General features: G+C 68.2%; 25 protein-coding genes. 13 read left to right on the top strand and 12 right to left on the bottom strand.

Annotated elements, in window-relative coordinates; genetic code table 11:
- Window positions 1–36: 36 nt before the first annotated feature.
- The 6 genes from AB4Z01_RS09195 to AB4Z01_RS09170 all read right to left on the bottom strand — a co-directional run bounded on the left by AB4Z01_RS09195 (window position 37) and on the right by AB4Z01_RS09170 (window position 5665).
- Window positions 37–735, bottom strand: a complete 699-nt coding sequence (locus tag AB4Z01_RS09195; protein WP_441692641.1) for an ABC transporter ATP-binding protein — start codon at window positions 733–735, stop codon at window positions 37–39.
- Window positions 735–1463: an ATP-binding cassette domain-containing protein gene (locus tag AB4Z01_RS09190; RefSeq protein ID WP_441692621.1), complete on the bottom strand. Its 729-nt coding sequence runs from the start codon at window positions 1461–1463 to the stop codon at window positions 735–737. The genes AB4Z01_RS09195 and AB4Z01_RS09190 overlap by 1 nt, the downstream gene beginning before the upstream one ends.
- Window position 1464: 1 nt before the next feature.
- On the bottom strand, window positions 1465–2514 hold the full coding sequence (locus tag AB4Z01_RS09185) for an ABC transporter permease subunit (protein WP_441692619.1): 1050 nt from the start codon (window positions 2512–2514) through the stop codon (window positions 1465–1467).
- Window positions 2511–3377, bottom strand: coding sequence for a branched-chain amino acid ABC transporter permease (locus AB4Z01_RS09180; protein WP_441692617.1), 867 nt, complete (start codon window positions 3375–3377; stop codon window positions 2511–2513). Before AB4Z01_RS09180 ends, AB4Z01_RS09185 begins: the two co-directional genes overlap by 4 nt.
- Before the next feature lie 14 nt (window positions 3378–3391).
- Entirely contained in the window at window positions 3392–4633 is a 1242-nt protein-coding gene (locus AB4Z01_RS09175) for an urea ABC transporter substrate-binding protein (RefSeq protein WP_441692616.1), read from the bottom strand.
- 84 nt (window positions 4634–4717) lie between these two features.
- Window positions 4718–5665: a substrate-binding domain-containing protein gene (locus AB4Z01_RS09170; protein WP_441692614.1), complete on the bottom strand. Its 948-nt coding sequence runs from the start codon at window positions 5663–5665 to the stop codon at window positions 4718–4720.
- A gap of 293 nt (window positions 5666–5958) precedes the next feature.
- On the opposite strand from AB4Z01_RS09170, the gene AB4Z01_RS09165 reads away from it, so the two are divergent.
- The gene (locus AB4Z01_RS09165; protein ID WP_441692612.1) at window positions 5959–6381 is read left to right on the top strand and encodes a MarR family winged helix-turn-helix transcriptional regulator; all 423 of its coding nucleotides are present in this window, start codon (window positions 5959–5961) and stop codon (window positions 6379–6381) included.
- A 4-nt stretch (window positions 6382–6385) separates the two neighbouring features.
- On the opposite strand, the gene AB4Z01_RS09160 is transcribed toward AB4Z01_RS09165, so the two are convergent.
- The gene (locus AB4Z01_RS09160; RefSeq protein ID WP_441692610.1) at window positions 6386–6685 is read right to left on the bottom strand and encodes a putative quinol monooxygenase; all 300 of its coding nucleotides are present in this window, start codon (window positions 6683–6685) and stop codon (window positions 6386–6388) included.
- Between the two features lie 100 nt (window positions 6686–6785).
- Here AB4Z01_RS09160 and AB4Z01_RS09155 point away from each other — a divergent pair, with 100 nt between their 5' ends.
- Complete coding sequence (locus AB4Z01_RS09155) at window positions 6786–7823, top strand: alcohol dehydrogenase catalytic domain-containing protein (RefSeq protein ID WP_441692608.1); 1038 nt, start codon at window positions 6786–6788, stop codon at window positions 7821–7823.
- Window positions 7824–7832: 9 nt separating this feature from the next.
- Here AB4Z01_RS09155 and AB4Z01_RS09150 read toward each other — a convergent pair whose 3' ends face one another.
- On the bottom strand, window positions 7833–8861 hold the full coding sequence (locus AB4Z01_RS09150) for a LacI family DNA-binding transcriptional regulator (RefSeq protein WP_441692606.1): 1029 nt from the start codon (window positions 8859–8861) through the stop codon (window positions 7833–7835).
- A 145-nt stretch (window positions 8862–9006) separates the two neighbouring features.
- Here AB4Z01_RS09150 and AB4Z01_RS09145 point away from each other — a divergent pair, with 145 nt between their 5' ends.
- The 8 genes from AB4Z01_RS09145 to AB4Z01_RS09110 all read left to right on the top strand — a co-directional run bounded on the left by AB4Z01_RS09145 (window position 9007) and on the right by AB4Z01_RS09110 (window position 18888).
- Window positions 9007–10923 (top strand): ABC transporter substrate-binding protein, encoded by a 1917-nt coding sequence (locus AB4Z01_RS09145; protein ID WP_441692604.1) that lies wholly within the window; start codon window positions 9007–9009, stop codon window positions 10921–10923.
- A 34-nt stretch (window positions 10924–10957) separates the two neighbouring features.
- The gene (locus AB4Z01_RS09140; RefSeq protein ID WP_441692602.1) at window positions 10958–11944 is read left to right on the top strand and encodes an ABC transporter permease; all 987 of its coding nucleotides are present in this window, start codon (window positions 10958–10960) and stop codon (window positions 11942–11944) included.
- Between the two features lie 10 nt (window positions 11945–11954).
- Window positions 11955–13097 carry an ABC transporter permease gene (locus AB4Z01_RS09135; RefSeq protein ID WP_441692601.1) on the top strand — a complete coding sequence of 381 codons (1143 nt, stop codon included), beginning with the start codon at window positions 11955–11957 and terminating at the stop codon, window positions 13095–13097.
- Window positions 13075–14154, top strand: coding sequence for an ABC transporter ATP-binding protein (locus tag AB4Z01_RS09130; protein WP_441692600.1), 1080 nt, complete (start codon window positions 13075–13077; stop codon window positions 14152–14154). Before AB4Z01_RS09135 ends, AB4Z01_RS09130 begins: the two co-directional genes overlap by 23 nt.
- Window positions 14147–15202, top strand: coding sequence for an ABC transporter ATP-binding protein (locus AB4Z01_RS09125; protein WP_441692598.1), 1056 nt, complete (start codon window positions 14147–14149; stop codon window positions 15200–15202). The genes AB4Z01_RS09130 and AB4Z01_RS09125 overlap by 8 nt, the downstream gene beginning before the upstream one ends.
- Window positions 15195–16043 (top strand): 5-deoxy-glucuronate isomerase, encoded by an 849-nt coding sequence (locus tag AB4Z01_RS09120; protein ID WP_441692596.1) that lies wholly within the window; start codon window positions 15195–15197, stop codon window positions 16041–16043. The genes AB4Z01_RS09125 and AB4Z01_RS09120 overlap by 8 nt, the downstream gene beginning before the upstream one ends.
- Window positions 16040–16804: an SDR family oxidoreductase gene (locus tag AB4Z01_RS09115; RefSeq protein ID WP_441692594.1), complete on the top strand. Its 765-nt coding sequence runs from the start codon at window positions 16040–16042 to the stop codon at window positions 16802–16804. Before AB4Z01_RS09120 ends, AB4Z01_RS09115 begins: the two co-directional genes overlap by 4 nt.
- Before the next feature lie 233 nt (window positions 16805–17037).
- Entirely contained in the window at window positions 17038–18888 is a 1851-nt protein-coding gene (locus AB4Z01_RS09110; protein ID WP_441692593.1) for a GH39 family glycosyl hydrolase, read from the top strand.
- 365 nt (window positions 18889–19253) lie between these two features.
- Here the strand turns inward: AB4Z01_RS09110 and AB4Z01_RS09105 are convergent, their stop codons facing one another.
- Entirely contained in the window at window positions 19254–19796 is a 543-nt protein-coding gene (locus AB4Z01_RS09105) for a hypothetical protein (RefSeq protein ID WP_441692591.1), read from the bottom strand.
- Window positions 19797–20082: 286 nt separating this feature from the next.
- Here AB4Z01_RS09105 and AB4Z01_RS09100 point away from each other — a divergent pair, with 286 nt between their 5' ends.
- Complete coding sequence (locus AB4Z01_RS09100) at window positions 20083–20265, top strand: CsbD family protein (protein ID WP_441692590.1); 183 nt, start codon at window positions 20083–20085, stop codon at window positions 20263–20265.
- Between the two features lie 204 nt (window positions 20266–20469).
- On the opposite strand, the gene AB4Z01_RS09095 is transcribed toward AB4Z01_RS09100, so the two are convergent.
- On the bottom strand, window positions 20470–21090 hold the full coding sequence (locus AB4Z01_RS09095) for a hypothetical protein (protein WP_441692589.1): 621 nt from the start codon (window positions 21088–21090) through the stop codon (window positions 20470–20472).
- A gap of 31 nt (window positions 21091–21121) precedes the next feature.
- A complete protein-coding gene (locus AB4Z01_RS09090; RefSeq protein WP_441692587.1) occupies window positions 21122–21448 on the bottom strand; it encodes a hypothetical protein in 327 nt (108 codons plus the stop codon).
- Between the two features lie 468 nt (window positions 21449–21916).
- On the opposite strand from AB4Z01_RS09090, the gene AB4Z01_RS09085 reads away from it, so the two are divergent.
- Window positions 21917–23245: a PAN domain-containing protein gene (locus tag AB4Z01_RS09085; protein WP_441692585.1), complete on the top strand. Its 1329-nt coding sequence runs from the start codon at window positions 21917–21919 to the stop codon at window positions 23243–23245.
- A gap of 2 nt (window positions 23246–23247) precedes the next feature.
- On the opposite strand, the gene AB4Z01_RS09080 is transcribed toward AB4Z01_RS09085, so the two are convergent.
- Complete coding sequence (locus AB4Z01_RS09080; RefSeq protein ID WP_441692584.1) at window positions 23248–23613, bottom strand: hypothetical protein; 366 nt, start codon at window positions 23611–23613, stop codon at window positions 23248–23250.
- A 263-nt stretch (window positions 23614–23876) separates the two neighbouring features.
- On the opposite strand from AB4Z01_RS09080, the gene AB4Z01_RS09075 reads away from it, so the two are divergent.
- On the top strand, window positions 23877–26648 hold the full coding sequence (locus AB4Z01_RS09075) for an ATP-binding protein (RefSeq protein ID WP_441692583.1): 2772 nt from the start codon (window positions 23877–23879) through the stop codon (window positions 26646–26648).
- Window positions 26649–26831: the final 183 nt, after the last annotated feature.

Here is a 26831-nt window from a genome sequence, read left to right as displayed (position 1 = left end):
TCGGGTGTGGACGGAACGGTGGTGCGGCCAGGGCGGCTACGCCATGCCGACGAACTCGGCGATCAGCTCGGGGTCGCGGAACTGCTCGGGTGCCAGGCTGCCGGTGATCCGGCCCTTCTGGATGGTCAGGATCCGCTGCGACAGCGCGGCGATGAAATCGAGATTCTGCTCGACCAGGATCAGGGTCAGGCCGCGGCGGGCGCGCAGCCGGTCCAGCGTCTCCACGATCTCCTCGATGATCGAGGGCTGGATGCCCTCGGTCGGCTCGTCGAGCAGCAGCAGCTTCGGCCGCATGCACAGGCAGCGTGCCAGGGCCAGCAGCTGCTGCTCGCCGCCGGACAGGGCGCCGCCGCGCCGGTCGAGCAGGCGCTGCAGCCGCGGGAACTCGGTCAGTACCTCGTCGATCACGGTGCGGTCCTCGCGGGCGGCGGCCATGCCCATGCGCAGATTCTCCATCACCGACAGGTTCGGAAAGATCTCACGCCCCTGCGGCACGAAGCCCATCCCGGCCCGGGCGCGGTCGGCGGTCGGCGCCTTGGTGATGTCGCTTCCCTCGAAGCTGACCGTCCCGGCCGTGGCCGGCAGGTAGCCCATCAGGGTGCGCATCAGCGTGGTCTTGCCCATGCCGTTATGGCCGAGGATGCCGACCGATTCCCCGGCCTCGACTGCGAGGCTGACCCCCGCCAGGATCGGGATGCGGCCGTAGCCGCCATGCAGGCCCTGGACCCTCAGCATCACGCCGCGACCTTCTTGCCGAGATAGACGTCACGCACCCGGCCGTCGCGCAGCACCGCGTCGACCGTGTCCTCCATCAGCACGCGGCCCTGGTGGAACACGGTGACCGTGTGGGCGATCATGCGGATGAACTGCATGTCGTGCTCGACCACCACCAGCGCGCGGGACTGGTTGATCTCGCGGATCAGCTCGGCGGTGCGCAGCACCTCGTCATGGGTCATGCCGGCGGCCGGTTCGTCGAGCAGGATCAGCTCCGGATCGGCCGCGATCACCGTGCCGATCTCGACCCATTGGCGCTGGCCGTGCGACAGCTGGCCGACCAGGGTCGCGGCCTTCGCGGTCAGGCGGATCTTCTCCAGCACCTCGTCCACCACCGCCGCCGTACGCATCGGCGTGTGGGTGCGCCGGGCGCCGAGCCAGATGTTCTCGCGCACCGACAGCCCGTTGAACACGTTCGGCACCTGGGTCTTGATGCCGACGCCGAGTCGGGCGATCTGGTGCGGGCTGGCGCCGGCGACCGGCCGGCCGCGGAACATGATCGTGCCGGCGCTGGGGGCCAGCTGGCCGGTCAGCATCTTGAAGAAGGTGCTCTTGCCCGCGCCGTTCGGCCCGATCAGGCAGCGCAGCTCGGCCTCGCGCAGGGTGAAATCGACCTCGCTGACCGCGGTCACCCCGCCGAAGCGCATGGTCAGAGCCTTGGTCTCGAGCAGGGGGACCGGCGTTGCCATGTCACTCGGCCTCCTTCAGCGCACCGATACTGTCGGCGGTCCGGCCGGCGCGGCGGCGGAGCAGGGCGACCAGCCGGCCGCAGAGATCCTGCACCGTCGGCACCAGACCCTTGCGCAGCAGCAGCACGAAGGCGATCAGGATGACGCCCAGCACCAGGTTGGAATTGAACGTCTGCTGCGTGCCGATCTGCGCCACCAGGTACTGGATCAGGACGCAGCCGATCACCGGCCCGATCAGGGTGCCGAGGCCGCCGACCGTGACCCAGATGATGATCTCGGCGGACAGGGCCAGGCTGAAGATCGTCGGGCTGACGAAGGCGCCCCAATTGGCATAGAGGCAGCCGGCCAGCCCGGCGACGCCGCCGCCGACGACGAACACCGCGAGCTTGGTCAGCCGCGGGTCGTAGCCCAGCAGGGCGGCCCGGGTCTCGTTCTCGCGGATCGCCACCGCCACCCGGCCGAACCGGCTGGCCAGGAGCAGGCGCAGCAGGACATAGACCAGGATCAGGGCGCCGCCGGTGACGAACCAGAGCTCCTCCGGGTCGAGCAGGTAGTCCGGATTGCCCGGCGCGTTCAGGCCGGGGATCGACGGCATGCCGTTGAAGCCGCCCAGCGCCGCCGTGCCGATCCGGTACTCGTCGCCGGCGGTGGAGTTCACCAGGTTGAACAGGATCAGCGTCACCGTCAGCGTGATCACGCCGAGATAGACGTCGCTGATCCGGCCGTAGAACATGAAGTAGCCGAGCACCAGGGCGAACCCCGCCGGCACCAGCACCGCCAGCGCCACGGCGCCGGTGCTGTCGCCGAAATTGATCGCGGCGACGGCATAGGCATAGGCGCCGAGGCCGAAGAAGGCGGTCTGGCCGAAGGACAGGATGCCGCCGAAGCCCCAGATGAAGCCGAGGCTGAGGGCCAGGATGCCCATCGCCGCGAACAGCGTGTATTGCATCAGGTCGAAGAGTTCGACCTGCTGCGGCATCACCACGACGGCGGCGATCGCCGCGGCCAGCGCCGCCGCCTGCGCCAGCTTGGCGAGAGGATGCCCGGTCATAGGCTGCGCCCGAAGAAGCGGCCGGAGATGCCCTGAGGCAGCACCCGGATCAGGATGATGGCCGAGACGAACAGCGTCACCTCGCCGAACACCGGCGTGGTCAGATAGGCCGCCATCTGGTTGATGAAGCCGAACAGCCCGGCGGCCGAGGCGGTGCCGGCCAGGATCGCCGAGCCGCCGCCGACCACGGTGATGAAGGCCTTGGCGACATAGGCCGCGCCCATCGTCGGCACCACGCCGGAGACCGGCGCCAAGAGGCCGCCGGCCAGGCCGGTGATGGCGGCGCCGACCGCGAAGGTGGCCATGTAGACCCGGTTCGGGCTGACGCCGAGGGCGGCCGCCATGTTCGGGTTCTGCATCGTCGCCCGCGCGATCAGCCCGAGCCGGGTGTAGCGCAGCACCACCCAGACCGCCGCCAGCAGCAGCACCGCCATCGCCACCAGGAACAGGGTGTACAGGCTTGACCGGTAGGCGCCGATCGAGAAGCCGCCCAGCGGCGTCGGCACGCCCTGGATGGTGTTGCCGTAGATGGTGGTCACCAGCCCGACAATGAACAGGCTGAGGCCCCAGGTGGCCAGCATGGTGTCGACCAGCCGGCCGTACAGGAAACGGATCAGGCAGCGCTCCACCACCAGGCTGACCGCGCCGACGAACAGCGGCGCCACCACCAGCATCGCCACCCAGACATTCACCCCGGCATTGGTCGAGACCACGGTGGCGTAGGCGCCGAGCATCAGGAACTCGCCATGGGCGAGGTTGATGATCCGCATCATGCCGAAGATGACCGCGAGGCCGGTGCACAGCAGGATCAGGGACGCGACGCCGTTCAGGACGTCGAGCGCGAGTATGGCGGCGAGATCCATCGGTCCGGCCCCGCTCAGACCTTGATCACGTATTGCTGATTGTCGGTCGGCTTGTCGATCAGGTTGCAGACCGCGGCGGTGTCGGCGGGCGGCTGCTGCTCAAAGGTCTCGACCACCGAGAAGTGCCGGTCCTTGACGCTGCCGAGATAGGCGTTGCGCGTGGCGTGATGGGTGGCGTGGTCGAGCACGACCTTGCCGGTCGGCCCGTCGAAGCTGATGCCTGTCTCCAGCGCCTCGGTCACCTTCATGCGGTCGAGCGAGCCGGCCTTCTTCGCCCCTTCGAGCCACAGATAGAAGCCCTCATAGGTCGCGGCGGCGATCTCGGAGATATAGGGGATGTCGGCGCCGAACTTGTCCTTCAGCTTCTTGACATAGGTGGCGCTGGCCGGGGTCGTCAGCTCCTCGAAATAGCCGTAGGCGGCGAGGACGCCGTCGCTCTCCTGCGCGTCCAGCGTGGTCTGCTCGTTGACCAGGCCGAAGGTGGTCGAGGCGATCGGGATCGCCTGCTTCATCCCGGCCGCGGCCCATTGCCGGTAGAAGGCGGTGTGGTTGCCGCCGACCAGGGCCGACAGGATGATGTCCGGCTTGGCGGCCTGGATCTTGCTGATCGTCGGGCCGAAATTGGTCACGTCCAGCGGGAAGAAGTCGGTCGACAGGACCTCGCCGCCATTGTCGCGGACGTATTTGGTCATCCACTTGGCGGTGATCTGGCCGTAATTGTAGTCGGCGGCGATGATGTAGGCCTTCTTGCCCCAGCTCTTCATCGCCGAAGGGACCAGCTTCTCCACCGTCTGGGCCGGGGTGGTGCCGGTGCAGAAGATGTTGCGGTCGCAGACGCCGCCCTCATAGAGCGTGTTGTAGAAGTACAGCACCTTGAACCGGTCGAAGATCGGCCGGATCGCCTCGCGCGAGGCCGAGGTGATGCCGCCATGCACGATCGCGACCTTGTCCTTGAGCGCGAGCTGCTGGGCGTACTGGCTGTACATCTGGATCGTCGACTGGGTGTCGTAATGCACCAGCTTCAGCGGCCGGCCCAGCAGGCCGCCGGCGGCGTTCGCCTCCTCGATCGCCAGCTGCAGGCTGGCGACCATCGGCACGCCGGTGGCCGCAAGCGGGCCGGACTGGTCGTGCAGGCTGCCGACCAGGATCGGGTCGTCGGCGCCGAGGGCGCCGTGCCGCAGGATCGCCGGGCTGGCCAGCAGGCCGGCCGCCGACAGGGCCGTGGTCTTCAGAACGTCGCGCCGCGAGATCCGCATGTGCCGCCTCTCCTGCCGTTCATTTTTGGATTGGAGATATATGAAACGGCAATTATTGCTATTGCAATAGGTTTATCGGCCAGCTCAGAAGCTGGCGATCACGCGGAAGTCGAGCCCGTCGGCCTCGGCCAGGTGCACGGCGCGGCGAGGCGTCGGCCGCAGCCGTCCCGCCAAAGCGTGCAGCGCGTCGTAGCAGGACTGGCAGAAGGCGTTCGGGGTCGGCGCATGGTCGCCGAAGCTGCCGTGATAGCGCTCGAGGAAGCCGTCATTGCCGGCCGAACGCAGCGCCGCCAGATAGGTCGCGGTGATGTGGAGGCCAGCCGAGGCCTCGGCGCCGATGCCGTACAGCACGGTCTCGTCGGTCGCCAGCGCGAAGCGGAGATGGCGATGGTCCAGCCCGGCCTCGGCGAAGTCGCGGTTGAAGGCGATCGCCTCCTGGCCCAGCAGCAGCAGGATCACGACATCGGCCCGGGTCCGCCGGATCGCCGCGAAGATCGGGTCGTAGTCCCGCGCGCCATAGGGCAGGAAGCTCTGCCCGACCAGCGTGCCGCCGCCGTCGCGGATCAGCGCCCGGGCGACGGCACTCGACACCTGCGGCCAGACATAGTCGTTGCCGACGATGAAGAAGCGCCGGGCGTCGCGCCGCTCCGACAGCCAGTGCAGGCCGGGCCGCAGCAGCTCGGCTGCGGTGACGCCGGTTGCGGTCACGCCGGCCTCGATCCGGCCGCCCTCGTATTGCGGCGTGTACAGATAGGGCCGGCGGCCGCGCACCGCCGCGGTCACTGCCTCGCGCATGTCGCTCGGATGCATGCCGACCAGCAGGTCGACCTCGTCCAGCACGATCAGGTCGTCGGCCGCCTCCGCCGCTTCCGCTACCGTGCCGCCGGCATCGCCGAGGACCAGGTCGACCGGGCGGCCGCGAATGCCGCCGCGGGCATTGATCTCCGCGACCGCCAGCAGGGCGCTGGCCTCGGTGGACGGGGACCACAGGCCGGCCGGCCCGTCCCGCGGCAGCAGCAACCCGATCTTCACGCCAAATCCCTCGCAGACCGGCCTCGCCGGACGGACGCGCCCGTCGCGCGCTCGAGTCTGTCGACAACAAGAAGCAATGTGCATGCCATCGCGGCGAACAGGCCTCGGCTGGCCCCCTGCCGCTTCGGCCGCGGCCGGCATGGCGCGAAAATCGGCGGGGCGATCCCGGCTGCCCATGTTCTGGGCAAGGGGCGCGCTTGGTAGACAGCGGTCCTGTTGGTCTTGAAAACCGGCTCTGTCTCAGCTATTTGCTTCGGAAGTCATCTAATGAAATTTTGACAATCGATAAGGCCATGACGCCGGAACGCCTGGAAGACCAGCTGGCCTACCTTATCGCCGGCGTGAACCGTCAATTCGAGGACGAGCTCAGGGAAAAGCTGCGCCCCCAGGGGGTGCCGATCGAGCAGTCCCGGGTGCTCGGCCTGCTCGCCGACGGCAAGGGCCGGCCGATGACCGAGCTGGCCGAGCAGGTCTTCGTCGAGGCGCCGACCCTGACCAAGATCATCGACCGCATGGTGGCGCAGTCGCTGGTGATCCGGGCGCCCGACCCGAACGACCGGCGCCGCGTCCTGATCTACGCGACCAAGCGTGGTCAGGCGCTGTGGGAAAAGATCGGCGGCTACGCCCGCGAGCAGCAGAAGCGCGTCCTAGACCGCCTCTCCCCCGGCGATCTGGCGCGCCTGACCGAGATCCTGCGCGGCCTGATCGCGGAGTAGGGCCTCACCGTTTCGTGCTGACCTCGTCGCAGATGTGCAAGGTGACTGGCCCGTCCAGGATCGGCGTCGCCGCGGCGAAGAAGACGGCGACAGCGGCGGAGCCGTTATGGGTGTCCATGGCGGCGCGGTCGCGGAACCGCTCATAGGTGGTGAAGACCGCCGGCGTCTCGATGTCGCGGGAGACGAAGAAGTCGACCGTGCCGGGCTCCGCGGCCCGGACATGCGCCGCGACGGCGAGGAGTGCCGCCTGCAGCTCGGCCTCCGCTCCCGGCTTCGCGCGCAGGATCGCCGTGATCGTGATCATTCCGTCCGGTCTCCCGTGCCTGGATTTCTCCGCTGTACCGTAATTTCAGATTGTTGAATATTCAACTAACTGGATTCGCGAACCATCGAAGGAAGCCGGAATGCCGCTGATGCGTCGGGCGCTGCTGCGCCGGGTCGGGGAGCCGCTGGAGATCGGAACCGCGCCGGTGCCGGAGCCGGGGCCGGGCGAGATCCTGATCCGGGTCGTCGCCTGCGGTGTCTGCCACTCCGACCTGCATGCGGTCGACGGCGACTGGGGCGAGCCGCCGAAGATGCCGCTGATCCCCGGCCATGAGGTGACGGGCCACGTCGTGGCGCATGGCCCGGGAGTCGACCGGCCGGCACTCGGCGCCGCCATCGGCGTGCCCTGGATGGCCGGCGCCTGCGGTCGCTGCGCCTGGTGCCGGGCGGCGATGGAGACGATCTGCCCGGAGGGCGCCGCCACCGGCTTCAGCTGCGACGGCGGCTATGCCGAATACATGGTGGCGCGGGCGGATTTCGTCGGCGTGATCCCGGACGGCGTCGACCTGGTCCGCATCGCCCCGATCCTGTGCGCCGGGGTCACCACCTATCGCGGGCTGCGGCGCAGCGAGGCACGGGCGGGGGAGTTCGTCGCCATCGTCGGCGCCGGCGGCCTCGGCCATGTCGCCGTGCAATATGCCCGCGCCATGGGCTTCCGCCCGATCGTGCTCGACGTCGATCCGGCCAAGCTCGACCTCGCCCGACGGCTCGGCGCCGAGGCGGTGGTCGAGGCCGGGTCCGACGCGGCGGGAGCTGTCACCGCCCTGACCGGCGGCGGGGCCGCGGCCGCGATCGTCACCGCCCCGGCGCCGGCCGCCTTCGAGCAGAGCCTGACCCTGATCCGCCCCGGCGGCACCGCCGTCTTCATCGGCCTGCCGGGCGGCCAGCGTGACACGATCCGGCTGTCGATCGCCGCCATCTCGAACTGGGAGAAGTCGATCCGCGGCTCCAATGTCGGCACCCGCCAGGATCTGCAGGAGGCGGTGGATTTCGCCGCCCGCGGGCTGGTGGCGGCGACGGTCGAGACGGTGCCGTTCGGCCAAGTAAACGAAGCGCTTTCGCGGTTGCGCCGGGGCGAGGTGGTCGGGCGGCTGGTGCTAGACCTGTGGGGGCCGTAGGGCCAGGCCTCAAGTCGTGCTGCGCTCGATCAGCTCGGGCTCGATCACGATCGAATGCTGCAGGCTGCGGCCCTCGATCCGGTCGATCAGCATGCGCATGGCGGCGTCGCCCAGATCCTGCTTGGCGACATGAATGGTCGACAAGGGCGGATTCACCAGCCGGGCCGGCAGGATGTCGTCGCAGCCCAGCACGGCGACGTCGCCGGGCACCGCCAGCCCGATCTCGCGAAGCACCGACAGGGCGCCGATCGCGATCAGGTCGTTGTAGCAGATCACCGCGTCGATCCCGGTGTCCCCGTCGAACAGGCGGCGGGCGGCGGCGATGCCGCCCTCCAGGTCCGGCGCCGTGGCCTCCTCGGCCGCCAGGTCCAGCCCGTGCTCGGCCAGGGCATCGAGGATGCCGGCGCGGCGCATCCGGCCGCTATAGGAGGTCGGCGGGCCGCCGATATAGGCGATGCGGCGGCGGCCGCGGCCGATCAGCAGGCGGGTGGCGGCGGCCAGGCCGGTGCGGAAGTCGATCTCGATGGTGCCGGCGACCCGGCGCGGCATCGGCCGGTTGATCAGCACCGCCGCCCGGTGCGGCTCGATCGCCTGCTGCAGCCGCTTGTCCTCCAGCCGGGCGCTGCAGACGATGACGCCGTCGACCCGGCGGTCCAGCAGCGTCGCCAGCACCTCGGCCTCGCGCTCCGGGTCCTCGACCACGTTGCAGGTCAACAGGGTGAAGCCGCGGGCCCGGGCCGCCAGCTCGGCGCCCTTGATCACCTCCGGGAAGAACGGGTTGCCGATGTCCGGCACCACGATGCCGACGGTGTAGGAGCGGTCGCCCTTCAGCCCCTTGGCGAAGGTGTTCGGCCGGTAGGCCAGGCTGGCCGCCGCCGCCAGCACCCGGGCCCGGGTCTCCTCGCTGGCGCCGCCGCGGCCGTTCATCACCCGCGACGCCGTCATGGTCGACACGCCCGCCGCCGTAGCCACATCCGTCAAGGTGGCGCCGCGGGGCAGGGGCTTCGGGCCGCGTTGCATGGTATCGTTAACGGTCACTCTCACGGTCTCTGACAAGGCTAGGCGCTATATCAGAGCAATACGGAGAACTTCCACGGACCGCAAGCGGCATTGACGAGAGTTAACGTTAACGATATTGAGTCGGACATAAGGTCGAAGACCAACCCAGAGGGAGGACTCCAGGATGGGCGCCGGAACACGCGCGCTGTGGGGCGCGGCTTTGATCCCGATGCTGTTCTTTGCCACCGCGATCGCGGCCGCCGAATACCGTGAGGCGCCGGCCCTGGCCGCCGAGGTGACGGCCGGCAAGCTGCCGCCGTTGGCGCAGCGGCTGCCGGAGCATCCGCTGGTGGTGACGCCGCTGGAGAAGGTCGGCAAATACGGCGGCACCTGGCGGCAGGCCGTGGTCGGCGGCTCCGACGGCTCGATGGAGCGCACCATCGGCTATACCCGGCTGGTGCGCTGGAACCCGGCCTGGACCGATGTGGTGCCCGACGCCGCCGAATCCGTCGACGTCAACGACGACGCCACCGCCTTCACCTTCCATCTGCGGAAGGGGATGAAGTGGTCGGACGGCCAGCCCTTCACCGCCGACGACATCATGTTCTGGTACCAGGACGTGCTGATGAACACCGAGCTGACGCCGTCGGCGCCGCGCTGGCTCCGGGCGGGCGGCAAGCCGGTGACGGTGGAGAAGATCGACGCCGAGACCGTCCGCTTCAGCTTCGCCGCGCCGAACGGCCTGTTCCTGCCGGCGATGGCGACGCAGCTCGGCTCCGACATCCTGGCGGCGTCGCCGGCCCATTACCTCAAGCAGTTCCACAAGACGTACAACCCCGACGGCATCGACGCCCTGGTCAAGGCGGCCGGCGCGCCGAACTGGACGACGCTGTTCCAGAACCGGACCGCCTATCAGAACGCCAGCCGCTGGCGCGATGTCGGCCGGCCGGTGCTCGACCCCTGGGTGCTGACCGTGGGCTACAGCGGCACCAGCCAGGTCGTGGCCGAGCGCAACCCGTATTTCTTCAAGGTCGATACCGAGGGCAACCAGCTGCCCTACATGGACCGGGTCACCTATGACGTGGTCGGCGACACCCAGGGGCTGGTGCTGAAGGCGATCAACGGCGACCTCGACATGCAGGCCTATGGCCTCGACGGCATCGAGAACCAGGCGGTGATGGCCCAGCATAGGGAGCAGGGCGGCTACCGCCTGTTCCGGGCCCGGCCGGCCTATTCCAACTCGATGCTGATCTGCCTGAACCAGACGGTGAAGGACGCGAGCCTGCAGAAGGTGTTCCAGAACCGCGACTTCCGCATCGCCCTGTCCTACGCCATCAACCGCGACGAGCTGAACGAGCTGATCTATGCCGGTCTGTCGCGGCCCTACCAGGCGGCGCCGCGGCCGGACATGGCGCTGTACGACGAGACCATGGCCACGCAGTACACCGAATACGACCCGGCCAAGGCCAACCAGCTGCTCGACGCCGCCGGCTTCGACAAGAAGGATGGCGACGGCTTCCGCCTCGGCCCCGACGGCAAGCGCATCTCCTTCGACATCGATGCCCTGGCCTCGCGCAAGTATCACGTCGACGCGCTGGAGCTGATCCGCAAGTACTGGCGCGACGTCGGCATCGACATGCAGGTCAAGGCGATCGAATCCTCCTTCGCCTTCGCCCGGCAGCTCGCCAACGACCAGCAGGGCCTGGTCTGGCTCGGCGGCGGCGGCTACGACTTCCTCGGGCTGCTCGACCCGAAATGGTACTTCCCCTACGAGAACCAGTCGGCCTTCGCCTCGGCCTGGGGCATCTGGTACCAGAACCCGAAGGACCCGAACGGGGTCGAGCCAACCGGCCCGGCGCGCGAGCAACAGGAGCTGTACGAGCAGCTCAAGGCCCAGCCGACCACCGCCCGCCAGATCGAGGTGATGAAGAAGCTGCTGGCCATCACCCGCGACCAGTTCTGGGTGATCGGCACGGTGATGCAGCCGGACAATGTTGGGGTGGTGAAGACCAACATGCACAATGTGCCGGACGCGATGCCGGACACGGTCTTCTACATGACCCCGGGGCCGACCAACCCGGAAACCTACTTCTACGAATAGTCGAAACCGCCCCGGCAACGACACCGAGACCGCGATGCTCCGCTTCCTGCTGCGCCGCCTGACCTATATGGCCGTGACGCTGGCCGCGGTCTCGGTCGTCGTCTTCATCGTCATCCAGCTACCGCCGGGTGACTTCCTGACCAGCTATGTCGCCCGCTATTCCGAGCAGGGCGGGTCGGTCGACACGGCGATGCTGGAGTCGATGCGGGCCCAATACGGCCTCGGCCAGCCCTGGTACGTGCAGTACTGGCGCTGGATCTCGAACATCGTTTTCGAGGGCGATTTCGGCCAATCCTTCGACTGGAACCGGCCGGTCTCGGTGCTGCTGTGGGACCGGCTGGGCATGACGCTGCTGCTGTCCTTCATCACCCTGATCGTGACCTGGGCGGTGTCGCTGCCGATCGGCATCTACAGCGCGGTGCGGCGTTACTCGACGCTCGACTACCTGGTCACCTTCCTCAGCTTCCTCGGCCTCGCCATCCCCAGCTTCCTGCTGGCCCTGGTGCTGATGTTCGTGCTGTCGCGCAGCTTCGGCGCCGATGTCGGCGGCTTCTTCTCGGCCGAATACATCAACGCGCCGTGGAGCTGGGGCAAGGTCGCCGACCTGGCGGCGCATCTGTACCTGCCGGTCTTCGTGCTGGCGGTGCACGGCACCGCCTCGCTGGTCCGGATCATGCGGGCCAACCTGCTGGACGAGCTGAACAAGCCCTATGTCACCACCGCCCGCGCCGCCGGGCTGCCGGAGATGACGGTGCTGCTGCGCTACCCGGTGCGGGTCGCGCTGAACCCCTTCGTCTCCACCATCGRCTGGATCCTGCCGAACCTGGTCTCCGGCACCGTCATCGTCGGAGTCGTGCTCAGCCTGCCGACCGCGGGGCCGCTGCTGCTCGGCGCGCTGCTGACCCAGGACATGTACCTGGCCGGATCCTTCATCCTGATGCTCAGCGCGCTGACCATCCTCGGCAGCTTCATCTCCGACCTGCTGCTGGCGTGGCTCGACCCGCGCGTGCGGCACGGCTGAGGAGGATGTCATGACAGTCGCCGACCCTGCCGCCGACCCGACCGTCCTCCCGGCCCCGCGCCGCGCCACCATGGCGGAGAAGGGGCAATGGGCGCTGATCTACCGGCGCTTCCGCCGCCACCGCCTGGCGTGGTGGAGCGGCGTGGTGGTGATCGCGATCTACCTCGTCGCCGCCTTTGCCGAATTCGTCGCGCCGTATGGGCCGGAGACCTACAGCTCGCGCTACACCTACGCGCCGCCGCAGCTGCTGAAGTTCGGCGGCCACGACGCCCAGGGCAATTTCGTGCTGGCCTATGTCAACGGCATCAAGAGCACGGTCGACCCGCTGACTGTGCAGCGCACCTATGTCAGCGATCCCAAGGCGGTGATCCCGGTCGGGCTGTTCGTCAAGGGCGAGCCCTATCATCTCCTCGGCCTGATCCCCTGGGACCGGCACCTGATCGGTCCGGTCGACCCGAAGGCGCCGTTCTACCTGTGGGGCGCCGACCGGCTGGGCCGCGACGTGCTGTCCCTGACCATCCACGGCGCCCGGGTGTCGATGTCGATCGGCCTGGTCGGGGTGGCGATCAGCCTGTTCCTCGGCATCCTGCTCGGCGGCATGTCCGGCTATTACGGCGGCTGGATCGACGAGGTGGTGCAGCGGACCATCGACCTGCTGAAATCGATCCCGACCGTGCCGCTGTGGATGGGCTTCGCCGCCGCGATCCCGACCAACATCGCGCCGCTGATGGTCTATTTCTGGATCACGGTGATCCTGTCGCTGATCGGCTGGACCGACCTGGCGCGCGTCGTCCGCGGCCGCTTCCTGTCGCTCAGGACCGAGGATTTCGTGCTGGCGGCGCGGCTCGACGGCTGCTCGCAGCAGCGGGTGATCTGGCGCCACATGGTGCCGTCCTTCACCAGCCACATCATCGCCTCGGTGACGCTGGCGATCCCGGCCATGATTCTGGCCGAGACCGCGCTCAGCTTCCTCGGCATCGGGCTGAAGCCGCCGGTGATCAGCTGGGGCGTGCTCTTGAAGGACGCGCAGAACCTGCTGGCCGTCACCACCGCGCCCTGGCTGTTCATCCCGGGCATCGCCGTCGTCGTCGCCGTGCTGGCGCTCAACTTCCTGGGGGATGGGATCCGCGATGCCGCCGACCCCTACAACTGATCTGCGCCCCGCGGGTCTGGACCCCGACCTGCTGCTGCGGGTCGAGGACCTGCGGGTGCAGGTCGGCACCGATGACGGGGTGATCCGGCCGGTCGACGGCGTCAGCTTCGAGATGGCGGCCGGCAAGACCCTGTGCATCGTCGGCGAATCCGGCTCGGGCAAAAGCATGACCGGCCGGGCGCTGATGAACCTGCTGCCGGAGCGGATGCACATCGCCGGCGGCAGCATCGCCTATCGCACCGGGGCCGGCCCGGTGGTGGACATCGCCGCCCTGCCGCCGCGCGGTCCGGCGATCCGCGCCATCCGCGGGGCGGAGATCGCGCTGGTGTCGCAGGAGCCGATGGCGGCGCTGTCGCCGGTGCACACCATCGGCCAGCAGCTCGACGCCGTGATCCGCCAGCATATGGGGCTGGGCCGCAAGGCGAGGCGCGAGCGGGCGCTGGAATGCCTGGCCGATGTCGGAATCCCGAAGCCGGCCGAGCGGCTGGACAGCTATCCCTTCGAGTTCTCCGGCGGCATGCGCCAGCGCGTCTGCATCGCGCTGGCGCTGTCCTGCGGCCCGCGGCTGATCATCGCAGACGAGCCGACCACCGCGCTCGACGTCACCACCCAGGCCAACATCCTCGACCTGTTCAAGAAGCTGCAGGCCGAGCATGGCCTGTCGATCCTGTTCATCACCCATGACCTGGGCGTGGTCGCCGATGTCGCCGACCAGGTGGCGGTGATGTATCTCGGCCGGGTGGTCGAGCGCGGGTCGGTCGACCAGCTGTTCTACGAGCCGCAGCACCCCTACACCCGGGCGCTGCTGCAATCGGTGCCGACCCTGTCGCGGCAGCGGGTGCACCGGCTGGCGGCGATCCGCGGCATGGTGCCCTCGGCCTTCGACCGGCCGCCCGGCTGCCCGTTCCATCCGCGCTGCGACCAGGCGGTGGCCGGGCTGTGCGACCGGCAGGACCCGCCGGAGACGGCGCTCGGTCCCGGCCGCGGCGCACGCTGCGTGCTGCTGGAGGACGCGGCCGGGCCGCAGCTTCAGCCGAGGAGCGTCCAGCATGCCTGAGCTCGCGCCCGAGAACCTGGTCGAGCTGCGTGACCTGAGGATGGAGTTCGCGCCGCGCAAGCGGCTGTTCCGCTCCGGCCTGGCCAACCCGGTCCGCGCCGTCGACGGCGTGTCCTTCGACATCCGCCACGGCGAGACGCTGGGGCTGGTCGGCGAATCCGGCTGCGGCAAGTCGACCGTCACCCGCTGCATCCTCGGCGCCTACCGGCCGACCGGTGGCACCATCGCCTATCGCGACCCAAAGGGAAAAGTGGTCGACCTGGCGGCACTGAGCGAAGCCCAGCGCCGGCCCTACTGTACCGATCTGCGCTTCGTGTTCCAGGACCCGCAGGCCTCGCTGGACCCGCGCATGACGGTGGTCGACCTGGTCGGCGAGGTGCTGCGCGTCAACGGGCTGGCAACCGGCCGCGAGATCCCCGGCATCGTCGCCGGGCTGATGGAGCGGGTCGGCCTCAGGCCCGAATACGCCCATCGCTACCCGCACGCCTTCTCCGGCGGCGAGCGCCAGCGCATCGGCATCGCCCGGGCGCTGGCCACCCGGCCGCGGCTGGTGATCCTGGACGAGGCGGTGTCGGCGCTGGATGTCAGCGTCCGGGCCCAGACCCTGAACCTGCTCAAGGACCTGCAGGAGGAGTTCGGGCTGACCTATCTGTTCGTCAGCCACGACCTCAGCGTCATCCAGTACATCTGCGACCGCGTGGTGGTGATGTATGTCGGCCAGATCGTCGAGAGCGCGCCGATCGACGAACTCTACGCCCGGCCGCGCCACCCCTACACCGAAGCGCTGCTGTCGGCCCTGCCGGTGCCGGACCCGCGGCGCCAGCGGCAGCGCCGGCGCATCCAGCTGAAGGGCGAGGTGGCGGATCCCGCCAACCGCCCCTCCGGCTGCGCCTTCCACCCGCGCTGCCGCTTCGCCACCGAGCTGTGCCGGACCACGGCGCCGCCGCTCAAGCACTTCGGCGGTCATGCCGCCGCCTGCCACTACGCCGAGGAGCTCGATCTCCGCGGCGTCCTCTCCGACCCGAACCCGCAGATTGCCCATGCCTGACATCATCCGCCGCCACGACAACGGCAACCGGCCGATCCTGCATCACGACGCCCGCATGGCCAGCGTGCATTTCAACCTGGTCAGGCTCGGCCCGGGCGAGGTGTTCGAGACCCGGCTGCCGGAGCATGAGGCGATCCTCGCCGTGCTGTCCGGCACGGTCGACATCACGGTCGACGGCGAGGCCTTCGCCGCGGTCGGCCGGCGCGCCGACATCTGGTCCGGCCCGGCGGATTCGGTCTACGCCCCGGTCGGCAGCGCCATCCGCATCGCGGCGGGGACGGGGCCGGCCGAGGTCGCGATCGGCGGCGGGCTGAGCACCGAGCGCCATGCCGCCTTCCGCATTCCGCCGGAGGAGGTGGTGATGGTCGAAGTCGGGTCGCCGGAGACGCACAGCCGGCGGCGGATCTTCCACATCCTCGGCCAGAACGGGCAGGGTCGGGCGGGGCGCCTGCTGGTCAGCGAGCTCTATGCCGATGACGGATGCTGGAACGGCTATCCGCCGCACAAGCACGACACCGACGTGCCGGGCCAGGGCGGTATGCAGGAAACAGCTCACGACGAGCTGTACCATTTCCGCTACGACCCGCCCTCCGGCTTCGGCGCCCAACTGATCTACGAGGACAGCGGCGAGCCGCAGGCCTGGCTGACCCGCGACGGCGACACTTTTACGGTCGACCGCGGCTACCACCCGACCGTCACCTCGCCGGGCCACCGCGCCTACATCTTCACCGTCATGGCGGGGAAGACGGAGCGCGGCCTGGTGCAGTATTTCGATCCCGCGCACGCCCATCTGATGGACCGGATCCCCGGCATCCAGGCGATGCGGGAGAAGTTCCGATGACCACCCTGTTCGACCTGACCGGCAAGCGTGCCCTGGTCACCGGCTCCTCGCGCGGCCTCGGCTTCTCGGTCGCCGCCGCGCTGGGCCGGCACGGCGCCACGGTGATCCTGAACGGCCGTGACGACGGGGCCCTGGCCCAGGCGGTCGGCAAGCTGCGCGACGAGGGCATCGACGTCCACGCCGCCCGCTTCGACCTGACCGAGCCCGAGGCCGCCGCCGCCGCGATCGGCCAAGTGGTGCAGTCGGTCGGGGCGATCGACATCCTGGTCAACAATGCCGGCGTGCAGCTGCGCAAGCCGTTCCTCGATTTCGCGATCGAGGATTGGCGGATGATCCTGGACGTCCACCTGATCGGCAGCGTCGTCGCCGCCAAGGCGGTGCTGCCGGGGATGGTCGAGCGCCAGGCCGGCAAGATCATCAACATCTGCTCGCTGATGAGCGAGCTGGGCCGGCCGACCATCGCCCCCTACGCCTCGGCCAAGGGCGCCCTCAGGATGCTGACCCGAAACCTCGCGGTCGAGTTCGCGCGGCACAACATCCAGGTCAACGGCATCGGCCCCGGCTATTTCGCCACCGAGCTGAACCGCGCCCTGATGGACGATCCGGAGTTCGACGCCTTCGTCAAGCGCCGCACCCCCGCGGCGCGCTGGGGTCATCCGGACGAGCTGGGTGGCGCCGCCGTGTTCCTGGCCTCCGGCGCCTCCGACTTCGTCAACGGCCAGATCATCTATGTCGATGGCGGCCTGCTGGCTTCTGTCTGACTCCCGGGCCTTGGCAAGGGGATCCGGCGGCTGATTTTGCGTTGCCTCTCCCGCCTGGCGGGAGAGGTCGGACGTCCGCAGGACGGCCGGGTGAGGGCTGGCCCGGGCCTCGACAAAGAGCCCTCACCCGGAGCCGCTTCGCGTCTCCGACCTCTCCCGCAAGCGGGAGAGGCAATCCGTTTGAAGGATCTGTGACTCAGCCGCTCGCGAGAGCGGAGACCAAGGAGACACTTGTGACCGCCACCCCGATCCGGGTCGACCTGAACGGCCCCGCCCGCCCGTGGAAGCGCTTCTGGCGCAGCACCGGCTTCTCGCCGGCGGAGCTGCTGCTGGAGCCGGAGATGCAGCAGGCGCTGGCCCATCTCGGCGCCGTGCCGAACCGCGGCATCGAGTATCTGCGGGTCCACTATATGCTCGACCTGGTGAAGGCGGACCGGCTGGGCGCCTATGACTGGACCCTGCTGGACCAGGCGCTGGACGCCATCATCGGCCACCGGCTGCGGCCGTTCTTCGAGCTGATGGGCAACCCCGGCAAGCTCTTCACCGACCTGAACCAGGATGCGCAGGTGCGGCACTGGCGCGACCTGGTCGAGGCCCTGGCCCGGCGCTGCGTCGAGCGCTATGGCGCGGAGGAGGTGCGGAGCTGGTATTTCGAAACCTGGAACGAGCCGGACATCTGGTGGAAGCTGGGCGGCGAGACCGGCTTCAACAACTACTACGATGCCTGCTCGGAGGGCCTGAAGACGGTCGACCCGGCGCTGCGCCTGGGCGGGCCGGGCGTGGCGCGGCGGGTGCCGGCGATCTTCCGCAGCTTCCTGGCCCATTGCGACACCGGCACGAATTACTTCTCCGGCGAGACCGGGGTGCGGCTCGACTTCATCTCGGTGCATGAGAAGGGGGCGGTGAAGCATCCGGAGGATCTGACCCCGGACACGGTCGGCATCTGCCGGCACGAGATGGAGGCGGTGAGCTACATCCGCGAGCACCATCCGGGCTTCGCCGGGCTGCCCTTCATCAACGATGAATGCGACCCGCAGATCGGCTGGGAGCACTATCATACTTGGCACGCCATGCCGTATTTCGCCGGGCTGATCGCCAAGGTGATCGACCAGCACCAGCGCCTGCTGGTCGAGGCCGAGGGCGTCGACTACGACATCCTCAGCAACGACAACGGCTTCCTCGGCCGCTGGGGCCAGCGCACCCATCTGGCCCATTTCGGCGCCCGCCAGTTCGACGCGGCGCAGCGCGACTGGGTCACCGACCTCGCGGCGCTGGCGGACCGGCGCGCCAACCCGGAGCCGTTCGACTACGTCAAGAAGCCGGGGCTGACGGTGATGGAGCTGCTGGCCCTGCTCGGCGACCGCCGGGTCGATGCGCCGGGCGCGCTGGACCCCGACCGCACCGGGCTCGGCGCCATGGCCACGCCGACGCCCGAGGGCGCCGCGGTGCTGCTCTACAACAGCGTCGACCGGATCTGGCAGTCGGGCCTCAGCCCGGTGAAGCTGGAGGTCGCGGGCCTGGCCCCCGGCCGCTATGCGCTGGGCCTGTTCGAGATCGCCCGGGACAAGGGCGACCCGTTCTCGGTCTGGGAAGACCAGGCCCGGGCGTTGCCGCATCCGGAGCAGCTGGCGGCGCTGAGCACGCCGAACGCGGCGCAGCTGGCGGCGATGCGCACGGCGCAGGAGCCGGCGCTGAGCGTTCGCGAGGTCGAGATCGGCGCCGATGGCCGCCTGACGCTGGATCTCGAGCTGCTGCTGCCCTCGGTGGCGCTGGTGGTGCTGGCGCGAGAGAGCGCCGCGCAGACGGGCGCACCGGCCACGAACATCCGGGTGCGGCGCGACCGCGGCCTGAACGGCCCCAACCAGCTGCTGTTCTGGGATCCGCCGGCCGGGGAGGGCGTGCGCCTGTTCGACGTGCTGTGGAGCGCCGCCGAGACCGGACCGTTCGAGCCGGTCAACCCGGTCCGGCTGCTGTCCAGCATGTATCTCCACGCCGTCGAGCGGCCGGGCGGCTTCTATCGCATCCGCACCACCGACCTGGCGGGCGGGGAGCTCTCGATCTCGGCGACGGTGCCGGTGGGCTGACTGGATATCGAGCGTGTTCGCGTCGCCTCTCCTCCCAGGTTGACCCCGGGGAGGAGGGGCCTTTGCAGAATTTTAAAACCGTCATTGCGAGCGCAGCGAAGCAATCCAGGGCCGTTCGAACCGGCCCTGGATTGCTTCCTCGGCTTCGCCTCCTCGCAATGACGGCGAGGGGTGAATTGGTCCTGCAAGCGGGAGAGGCCACGCGTCAGCGCTTCGGTGCGATCACCGTCCCGGCCTGATCCATCGCGCTCTGGTCTCCGGCGATCAACTGCTGTCGGGCGAATCTTCGTTGTCCTCGTCATCGTCGTCGAGCGGAATGTCGAGGTCGTTCCCGATGTCGAAGCCGAGGAAGCGGCAGAGGCGGATCACGGCGGTGCCGAAGCTTTCGGTGTCGAGCAGCGTCTCGACATCGGGCTCCGCATCCGGACCGCCAGCCCGGCCCGGATATCGACGGCCACGGCGGGCGCGGCGAGGTCGTCGATGGCCGGCCCGGACGCGGCCGACCCGACCGGGCGGTCCTCGACCGGATCCTCCTGGTCGGCGTAGAGGTCGGCGAAGGCCTGGGCGGCCTGCAGGTCGAGGGTCGCAGCGCGGCCGCGGTCCTCGGCATCGCTCCAGATCAGGCGGCTGATCATGGTCTCGACCTGCTCGCGGTGGCGGGCGCGGCGATCGTCGCGCCCGCCACCGCGGGCGCAGAGGTCCTTCACGGCGCGGGCGCGCTGGGCCAGGGTCTGGCGCACCAGATGGGCGTAGCGGGCGAAGGCGAGACCAGGGGCCGCGGCCTGGGGCTGAGCTTCCGGGGCCTCGGCCGCAGCCGCGGGCTGAGCCTCCGCCGCCTGGGCGGCGAGGGCGCGGGCGCCGGCCGCCTCGGCCAATTGCATGCCGATCTCGGCCAAGCGCGAGAGCATCTCGCACTGCTGAAGCGCGCAGCCGCAGCCATAGGCCCGGGGGTCGAAATCAGCAGGGATCTCCTTCATGGAACATATAATGAACGTGCTGTGCCGGTGAGCGCAATGAACATTGCGTTTACGAATTCGCCGGACCTAAACCAAATGCCGGAGGTCGCCCTGCTTGATCGACATGATTGATCGCCGCGATCGCCTCGCCGTAATTCGCAGCGATCTTCTTAATTTATTGGAACCGGCCGGACCGAAACGCCATTGATCCTGTACGGCAACTCGTAGGAGAGCTGAAATGGACAAGGATCGCATTGCTGGCGCCGGCAAGCAGGCCAAGGGCGCGGTGAAGGATGCCGCCGGCAAGGTCATGGGCGACAAGAAAATGCAGGCCGAAGGCAAGATGGACAAGGCCGAAGGCAAGCTGCAGAAGGAAATCGGCAAGGGCAAGGACGCGATTCGCGACGCCAGCCGCCACTGATCCGTTCTCGTTCGACGAGGCCCGTCACCCGGTGGTGGCGGGCCTCGTTGCATTCGGGGCAAACCTTCGTCGGCGATCGTTGGCCATCCAAACGGCGTCGTCGGACCAGCGAGCCGCTCCAGCAGCCGTAAAGGCCGCATGAGCGGCCTTCACTGTATCAGCGCGTTCCCCTGCCCGGCAGCGGCCGAGCAGGGGGCAGTGCGGTTAGATGCGGGTGTCGCCGCGGCCATACAGGTCACGTTCGCGGGCGATCTCCTCCGGCGTGTAGGCGGGCGCGGCGGGATCGTAGCGGGTCCAGCCCGAGGCGCGATACGCTTGGCCGCGAGCCGCGGCATCGACTGCGCCGTTCTCCAGCAGGATCGCCTGGATCTGGCTCGCCTGAGCCTCGTCGGCCTGGACCGTCAGGACCGTGCCGCCGCGGCGGACGCCTTCCGCATAGACATGGGCGGAGTCCTCATCGACGCCGGAACCCGTCATGGCCCCGATCAGCCCACCGGTGGCGCCGCCGGCCACGGCTCCGGCCGCCGCGCCCGCCAGCGTGGCTGCCAGCCAGCCCGCGGCGACGATCGGGCCGACGCCGGGAATGGCCATGACCCCGAGCCCGGTCAGGAGCCCGGCGCCACCGCCCAGCACCGTGCCGATGCCAGCTCCGGTCCCGGCGCCGGACCCCGCGTCAGAGTGGTCGGCGTCCCCGGCGGTGTACTCCGAACCGTGAGCAAGCAAGCCGATGTCATTGTGCGAAATGCCGAAGGCTTCGATGTCGCGGCGGGCATCCGCGGCATCCTGTGGATTGTCGAACAGACCGGTGATCGTGACCCGGGACATGGCTATCTCCTGATGATGCGGTGGAAGGCCGTCACTGGGTGGCGACGTTGCCTTGGTAGTCGAGCCCGACCTTGACGCTCTTGCCGTCCTTGGACGCCGTCGCCCACCAGATACCTGCATCGTCCTTGGTCAGGCCGGTGACGCCGGTGAATCCGTGGTCTTCCAATCGCGACGTGGCTTGCGCCTCGGTGAAGCTGTTGGCGCCCTTCTGCAGGCCCGCGGTCGAGGGGAGAACGACGCCCTGTTTGGCGTCCGTCGCGGCGCCGGGATCGGTCGAGGGGGTGGTGGTCTGGGCTGCTGCCATCGGTCCGCCGACGCCGACGGAAAGAAGGGCAGCGAAAAGTGCTGTGCGGAGCATCAGCAATCTCCGGAGGTGGGGTCCCTCCCGGGTGGGAGAGACGACACCAAAGCAATAGACTTCATGGCCGCACCGTTCCGTACGGCATTGAAATTCAATGCAAAATATCAAATGATAAAATGCCGCTGAACGGAGCCGCATTAGGGCGGCATTTCGCCGGCGCGGTCACGTGTTCGGTCCGAGCGCCGGACGCGCAGGCGGCTGCCCGACCTGCTCCGCTCACCGAAGCTGCGTCAATTCCGGACTCTCACCGGAATTCCTAACTCCATTGCCTCGACCAGAATGCGGTGCGGCGCAATTCCCATGATATAATCAGAAGTACTCTGAGATTTATTTCTCACGACACTGCCGATGTGCCGGATAGCCCGAAACGATTGCCTTCGAATACTCGATGCATCAGACGCCATGTCGCTTTTCTTCGAAATATGCAATCATGCGCAGCGGCGAATGATCCTCGGGAGGGGGATCATGATCCAGTCAGCGCGCGGCGCATTCGATCTTCTTCTCAGAGCGGTCCTTCTTGCCGTCCTTGCGACGGTTTTTGCCGGCCTCGGGCCACGCGGCCAGGCGCTCGCCGCGAAGGACGACATCTGGACGCTGCAGGACATCAGGATCAACACGGAGAAGCTCTACCGCAGCGCGACCGTCATCAGCAAACGCCTGGACGGCAAGGGCGGTTTCCTCGAGTTCCAGCTGAGCGGCGACGACATGCTGTCCAGCTGTCCGGGGGGCTCGGAGCAGGTGCGCTTCAGCTGGGATTTTTTCGGAGACGTTTCGCAGCTGCCGGAAGGATCCGATGTGCAGCTGGGCTTGCACGGCGAGCTGCTGCACATCACGCCGCCCTGCGGCGGGGCGATTGCCGCGGACGCCAGAACGACCGCCATCGGCAGCAAGGGCGGCAGCCCGGCCGTGTCCGAAGAGCAGATGACGATCACGGATGGGGACCGGTTCTATACCGGCCCCGATACGATCGCCACCCGCTTCGCCTTCGGCACCAATGACGGCGGTGCCCCAACGAGCACGACGCGGATCATCCGTCTCGACGTCTACGATCACAGCAGCACTCGCCCCTATGCGTATTTCGTTCTTCAGTTCGGCTTCCGCGGTGCGGGGATGCTGCAGGTCATCTATCTGTACAAGGGCGGCACCGACACGCCCTTCAAGCCGCCCGTGGTGACCGGCGACGGCGCCTGCGGATTCACGCTCGGGTCCGGCATTCTCGCCAAATGGCAGGAATTCGGGGGCGAAGCCGGACTCCTCGGCTGCGCGACAGGCAACGAGGACGAGGCAGGCCGTTCGTCAACCGGCACGACCGGGCGGTATGGGACGTTCACGGGCGGCGTCATCATCTGGCACCGCGACGGGCCCCTGGCCGGCAGATCCTTCGCCGTACATGGCTGCATCGGCTCCGCCTACCAGGGCCTGGGCGGAACCGGCTCCTGGCTCGGTTTCCCGGTCAGCGACGAGATCGACGTTGCGGGCGGCCGCCGCGGCGACTTCGAGGGTGGCTACATCCTGTGGAACCCGGCGACCGGCGGGTGCACGGCGCATCGTGACGGCAGCCTTGAATTCACGCTCGAGCCGAACACCAATCGCCCCGGCCTGGACTTCAGGGATTCCGACCTGATCCAGGAGGTCCCGGAACTGTGCCGCGATGCCTGCGCGGCGGACGCCATGTGCGTCGCCTACACCTATGTCAGGGGTGGAGTGCAAGGCCCCAAAGCCCGGTGCTGGCTCAAATCCGCCGCGCCGGCTCCGGTCCCTCACGACTGCTGCGTGTCAGGCGTCAGGCACTAACGTCAACGCGCTGGCCCGTCAGCCGCTCCGACGGAATCGCCCTCGAGATAGGCGAATTTCTGCCGCAGCTGCTCCAGGTCGCGCTCGAACTGCTCCAGGGGATAGTCGATCTCGGGCGCGGCGCTGGCGTCGGGCTGGTCGGGCAGGGCGGGATCTATTCGCCGGATCGGGTCGATCATGGTGTCCGCCTTGGTCACCACGTCCGGGTCCTGCCTCGCGCCCTCGTCGGCCTGGAGCTGCTGGACGGCGAACCGGATGTTCCAGCGCTCGCGCGAGGTCATCCTGTGGCCGGCCTGCCAGCGCTGCAGCCATTGCTCGAGCTGGCCCAGCGCATAGCGCAGCTCGGCGTCTCGGTCGGTGCCGGGCATCGCCTCTCTCCCCTTCGGTCGTCCAAAGGACATGGCGGCGGCCGGGCACTCCGGCAAGCCAGGCGTGCCCGGCGGGCCAGCATCGACCCGTACGCCCGGAATGGACAAGCCCGGGCTGCACCCATATCCTGTGGCCAAGCTAGAAATTGCCAAAGGGGTTCAAAACCGTGGTCGACGCGTCCGCCTCGCGCGAACGCGCCTATTCGTTCGGTCCTTTCCGCCTCCTTCCGTCCAGGCAGCTCCTTCTGGAGGGGGAAAGACCAGTGCGCCTGGGCAACCGGTCCCTGGAGATTCTGACCACGCTGGTCGAACGGTCGGGCGAGCTGGTCACCAAGGCAGAATTGATGGCGCGCGTCTGGCCCGACGTCGTCGTCGAAGAAGCCAATCTCAGAGTCCAGATCACGGCGCTGAGAAAGGCGCTCGGCGAAGGTCGGCCCGGCCATCGCTATGTCGCCAGCGTTACCGGCCGCGGCTATTGTTTCGTCGCGCCGGTGGAGCCCTGCGAGCCGGCGCCGGTGGCTCAGAGCTCCGCCGTCCAGCGCATGCACAACCTGCCGCCTTCCTTGATCCGGACCATCGGCCGCGCCGATAGTCTCGGCGCGTTGCTGAGGCAATTGCGGCAGTACCGGCTCGTCTCCATCGTCGGGCCCGGCGGCATCGGTAAGACAACCGTTGCACTTGCCGCGGCCGACGCCCTGATGTCCGCCTATGATGATGGGGTCTGGTTCGTCGATCTGGCGCCCTTGCGCGATCCTCAACTCGTTCCGGCCACTCTGACCTCCGCGCTCGGGCTGGAAATTCGCTCACGGGATGTCATCGAGAGGTTGACGAACCATCTGCGGGATAAGCGTTTGCTGATCCTGCTCGACAACTGCGAGCACGTCATCGGGGCTGCGGCCGCCGTGGCGGAGCAGATCGCGACCAGCGCGCCAAACGTGGACATCCTGGCGACCAGCCGTGAACCGCTGCGATTGAGACAAGAGCACGTGCATCGCCTGCTGCCGCTGGCGAGCCCGCCCCGCCGGTCCGATCCGACGGCGGCGGAGGCGCTCAGCTTTCCGGCGGTGCAGCTCTTTGTCGAACGCGCAACGGCGAGCCGGGAGGATTTCGAGCTCAGCGATGCCGAGGCGCCCATCGTTTCGGATATCTGCCGCAAGCTGGATGGGATCGCACTCGCGATCGAGCTAGCGGCCGCCCGCACCGATGCCTTCGGGATCCACCAACTCGCGGCCCTTCTCAATGACGGGTTCCGGCTGGGGAACCAGGGGCGAAGGACCGCTCCGGCACGGCAGCAGACTTTGGCCGCGACACTCGACTGGAGCTACAGGCTCCTGTCGGAGGATGAGCGCATCATCCTGCGACGCCTCTCCGTATTCACCGGCGATTTCACGCTCGAATCAGCCTGTGCCGTGGCCGCGGGCGGTCACATCGCCGGTCCCGAGGTCGTCGGCGGGGTGTCGAACCTGATGGCGAAGTCGCTGATCTCGGCGGATGTGAGTGACGTCGCCGTGCGTTACCGACTGCTCGACACGACGCGCGCCTATGCGATCGAAAAGCTCCGTGACAGCGGAGAAGCTCCACTCGCCTCGCGGGCCCACGCCGAGTTTTACCGTGACCTCCTGGATCGAGCGCGGGCCGAGTGGGCCCGGCGCTCCACCGACGAGTGGCTGGCCATCTATCGTCAGGAGGTCGACAACATACGCTCGGCGCTCGATTGGGCATTCTCGGCCGGCGGCGATCCGGCAATCGGCGTCTCGCTTTCCGTCGCCGCCGCAATATTGTTGTTTGACCTGGGCCAGATCTACGCCTGCGTGGCGAGTGCCGAGCGGGCACTCGATGCAATCGAGGCGGACCCTGGTCATGATCTGCATAGCGAGATGCGGCTGCGCTCGGCGCTGGGAGCGGCGTTGGTCTATACGCGAGGCCCTGGCGAAGCCACCGATGCGGCCTGGTTGCGCGCCCTTGAACTCGCCACCGAACTCGGCGAATCAGACTACGAGGCACGGGCGCTATGGGGCTTATGGAATGCGAGGCTTTATGGCGGTTCTCCCCGAATCGCTTTGGGCTTTGCGGAACGCTTCTGCGATCTGGCTGCAAAACGCGGCGACACGGCAAAGCTTCTGATGGGGCAGCGCATCACCGCGATCTCGAAGCATTATCTTGGTGAGCAGGCTGAGGCCAAACAGATTCTTGAGTATATGCTTTCACGCTACGAGCGCGATCTGCATCGATGGCATACGGCCGGCTTTCGCGTGGACCACAGAATTGTCGGACGCGCGAACCTTGCCCGCGTTCTCTGGCTGCAGGGTGCGCCCGACCAGGCGCTGAGCATGTCGCAAGGATCGCTGGCAGACGCTCAGGCGCTCGGCCATGTCATGACGCTGCAATACGTCTTGAGCGAAACCGCGATACCGCTCGCGCTGCTGGTGGGCGATCTGGACGCGGCAGGGCGCTTGACCGCGTTGCTGCTCGATCTCGCCACCAAGCACGGCTTCTTCATCTGGGAGGCCTGCGGCCGCTGTTTCGAGGCGATCCGGCTGGTCCGGTCGACCAATCCCGGAACCGGGCTGCCGCTCCTGCGAGCGGCGGTCGCGAAGCTGCGGCATACCGGGTTCGAGGCCCATATCACGTTGATTCTAAGCATGTTGGCCGAAGCGATGTGCGATGCCGGCGAGATCGAGGAGGGGCTGGTCGCCGTCGATGAAGGGTTGGCCCGGTGCGCGGCCCATGAGGATCGCTGGTGCATATCGGAACTCTTGCGCGTGAAGGGCCGGCTCGCCTGGGCCAAAGGATCGATTGCGACGGCGGAGGAGAACTTCCGGGAAGCCTCGGCCTGGGCGCGGCGGCAGGGCGCCCTGTCATGGGAACTGCGGGCCGTCACGTGCCTGGCCCAGCTTCGGCACCAAAGCGGCAAGGCCGCGGAGGCCTGTGAGCTCCTTTCCTCCGTCTATGATCGTTTCACGGAGGGTTACGACACGAGCGATCTCAGGACAGCCGGCGCATGGATCGGCACGCTTCGGCCGCAGCCGGACTGACGGGCCGCAAGCCCGGCACCATCGTGAAGATGGTGGCGTCGACACGCCGGGCCGGCTGCGGCTTTACCTGTTTTTACAAGAGTAAACTCACGGCCATCCGGCATCGTGCGTATCATCCCGGCATCCTGTCATGGAGCGACGCCCTACTGTCGCTCATGTCGCGCTCGACGGAGTACGGAAGAT

This window comes from Inquilinus sp. YAF38 (genome assembly GCF_052113205.1).
GTDB lineage: Bacteria > Pseudomonadota > Alphaproteobacteria > DSM-16000 > Inquilinaceae > Inquilinus.
The sequence above is the reverse complement of the archived record's forward strand: the minus strand, read 5'-3'. Positions and strand labels throughout refer to the sequence as shown.